The sequence below is a fragment of the Desulfosarcina sp. genome, from assembly GCF_041551955.1.
GTDB lineage: Bacteria > Desulfobacterota > Desulfobacteria > Desulfobacterales > Desulfosarcinaceae > Desulfosarcina.
This window is the reverse complement of sequence record NZ_JBFELV010000526.1, coordinates 1-3,227: the sequence shown is the minus strand read 5'-3', so window position 1 is coordinate 3,227 and position 3,227 is coordinate 1. Positions and strand designations below refer to the sequence as shown.

3 protein-coding genes are annotated in these 3,227 nt (G+C 50.7%); all 3 read right to left on the bottom strand.

What is annotated here, in order from left to right; all coding sequences use genetic code 11:
• Positions 1 to 415: Zn-ribbon domain-containing OB-fold protein (locus ABYV26_RS23565; RefSeq protein ID WP_372683797.1), on the bottom strand; the 415-nt coding region annotated here is incomplete at its 3' end.
• Positions 416 to 417: 2 nt separating this feature from the next.
• A complete protein-coding gene (locus tag ABYV26_RS23560) occupies positions 418 to 1,683 on the bottom strand; it encodes a hypothetical protein (protein ID WP_372683796.1) in 1,266 nt (421 codons plus the stop codon).
• Positions 1,684 to 2,053: 370 nt separating this feature from the next.
• Positions 2,054 to 3,227, bottom strand: a 1,174-nt coding sequence (locus tag ABYV26_RS23555) for an AMP-binding protein (protein WP_372683795.1), incomplete at its 5' end; no start/stop codon positions are given.

The following is a 3,227-nucleotide window of genomic DNA, read 5'->3' as shown; positions in this document are numbered from 1 at the left end:
CGGGACGAAAACCAAGCAAAGTCCATTTAGCGCCATCCCTTTCCTGGTGAATAAAATCGATCCGCATGGGCATCCCAATACGAACTATTTCCGGACGTTTAGGATCGAGCCCCTGGATGCGGGCATCTACCCGGAGATCGTCGGCCAGTTCGATCACACCTGAGCAATAGGGGTTTTTCCGGCCATAACCCTCCTGCCGCATCGCCGGCGGACCAACGGTAATCCAGGTAAAGGCCGCCAACGTTCCAGTCTCCGGCATCTCGACCCATTCCAGGTCTCGGCTAAAGCAGTTCGTACAGATCGGTTTTGGCGGCAGGTAGCCGTTACCGCACTTGCGGCACCGGCAACCCATCAGTTTTTCTTCGGAAAGAAATTGTCGGAAAGACCTATCGCTGAATGCTCGGTCATTTGACATGGCTATCTCCTTTCCAGGATCGTAAAGGTACAGGTTCCACCCGTCCCGCCAAGGTTGTGCGCAGCGCCAACCCGCAAATTGTCCTTGGGGACCTGGCGCTTTCCGGCCTTGCCTCGGAGCTGGGTCCAGACCTCGTAGAGTTGCGAGACACCCGTGGCGCCTACCGGATGTCCCTTGCACTTGAGCCCACCGGAAGTGTTGATCGGAATCTGTCCGTTCAAGGCCGTAGCCCCATCCGCAATCGCCCGGAATCCTTGACCGGGCTCAAAGAAACCCAGATCTTCTACATGGACCAGCTCAGCCATGGAAAAACAGTCATGAACTTCTGCAAACTGTATGGACTCGGGGCCCAGTCCAGCCATACCGTATGCCTCTTGGGCTGCGTATCGCGTAGCTTCGAAGGAAGTCAGCGAATCGCTGGCATGGAGGCCGCGGCCGCTACCCTGACCTATGCCGGCCACATAAATAGGGTCGTCGGTGAAATTGCTGACTATGTCCTCGGCGACCAGAAGCATACAGCTCGCCCCATCGCTGATGGGGCAACAGTCGTACAGGTGCATTGGCCAGGCCACCACAGGATTGACCGATGGATCGGATAAAAATGCCTTTTCGTCACTCCAGTCCGGCACAGGGAGCCCTTTGTGTGCCGCACTCTTTTTGCGCGTCTCCATAATGTCACGAATCGTGATGGGAAACTGAGCCTTGGGATTGAGCGGGGCATTATTGTGACTCTTGATGGTGATGTTCATGAGGTCTTCTCGGCTGGCACCGTATTTGGCAAAATAGGCTGTTGCCAGTGCACCAAACACACCCGGAAAGGTGAATCCTACCTCCCCTTCGTAAGGAACGGTGGCTAGAGCAAGACCCTCGGCTACCTCTTCGGTGGTCCGTTTGGACATCTCTTCCACCCCGCCGACCAGAACGATGTCATAAAAACCAGAGGCAATGGCAAAGACCCCCTCACGAAACGCCAGCGCGCTGGATGCGCAGGCCCCTTCAGTACGGGTGGCGGGCTTCGGTGTCAGACCAATCAAATCCGATATAATGGGTCCCCAGTGCGACTGGTGAACGAAAAAGTCGTTTGTAAAATTCCCAAGGTACATCGCGTCAATGTCTCTGGGATCAATACCCTTGTCCACTGAGGAAACCATTTCGCCGAATGCCTCTGCAAACAGATCCTTTGAATTTTTTTCCCTAAACATTCCAAACTTGGACATGCCGGCGCCTGCAATCGCAACACCTCTGGCAAGTTTTCTTTTTTTAAGCATTCGAAACCTCCTATGCTCGAAATCTGATCAATGTTGGACTATTTTAATGAATAATCCGCTGAATTCTTTCAATTGAAAAAAACCGAACGTGAGGATCCTCGCAATCCGGGGATTATCCGATCCCAAAGAAAATCTACCAATAGACCTTTTATTGCCTTGGCATTCACGAGTTTAATGTTGGTGTCGCCGACTGGAAAAAAGTAACCTTTAGTATCGAACCATCCACCTCGATTTCCTCAATCTCCTTGAGTTGCAGCCCGAGCATGGTCTGTTATTTGGTCATATTGGATTCTAAGTTATCAACGACGATACCGATGTGATCGATTTTCCTGGCCATAGTAAGCATCACTTTTGCTTCCATGGTAAGTCTTTAAACTTTGCGATCTTGATTTTGCCAATATTGTGCTCGAAGTTCCCGTTTTAGAATCTTACCGTAGTTGCTCTTGGGCAACTCGTCTACAAATTCTACCGATTTTGGTTTTTTGTAACTCGCGATGTTGTCCTTACAAAAATCTATAAGTTCCTGTTCGGTAGCCTTCTTCCCCGGGGCCAAAGAGACCACTGCCTTGATTGCCTCACCCCATTTTGGATCCGGTACGCCTATCACCGAAACTTCGCGAACCGCAGGATGTCGAACCAAGACTTCCTCAATTTCCCGAGGATAGATGTTTTCACCTCCGCTTATAATCATGTCCTTTGAACGGTCCATGATGAACAAATAGCCCTTTTCATCCAGATAACCGACGTCGCCGGTATGCAGCCATCCGTTTTTTATTGTATCAGAGGTGGTCTCTGGATTTTTCCAGTATCCTTTCATCACTAGATCGGAACGCGTAACAATCTCTCCAATCCGGCCGGGTGGGAGTTCATTGTCTTCATTATCGAAAACCTTGACTTCCACATCAGTTCGCGCAAAACCGGCCGAACCAAGGCGTTTTATTTCTGCTGGGTTCCCGTCTGTTTTGTGAGCCCAGTGCGGCAGGTAGGAGATGGTCATTGGTGATTCGCCTTGGCCGAATAGTTGGACCAAGCAGGGACCAAGCTTTTCGATTGCCTTCTTAAGGTCTTCCACTAGCATGGGTGCACCGCCATAATTGAGAGACCGTAACGAGCTAAGGTCGTATCGATCCACCGCTTGGTGATCGATGAGCATCTTGATCATGGTGGGTGCGGTGAACATGTTGGTGACCTTGAATTTCTCAATGGTTTGAAACACCAACTCTGGATCGAATGATTTAGAGGCCAGAATGACGTTTGTTGCTCCTTTCCCAATGTTGGGCAAACCGTAAAGCCCGCTTCCATGGGATAGGGGGGCCGCATGGAGAATCACGTCGTTGGGAGTAAACCCAGGGGCGATGTCCGCATAAAAGTTCATTGTCATCGCAAGTAGGTTGCGGTGGGTCAGCATAGCACCTTTAGGCATTCCAGTAGTTCCAGAAGTGTAAAAAAGCCAGGCCAGATCATCTGGAGAAACATCAAATTCGATAAAATCATCGGTGGTTTCGTTGAGCAAGGACTCGTAATCGAGAATCTCACCAGCGGCG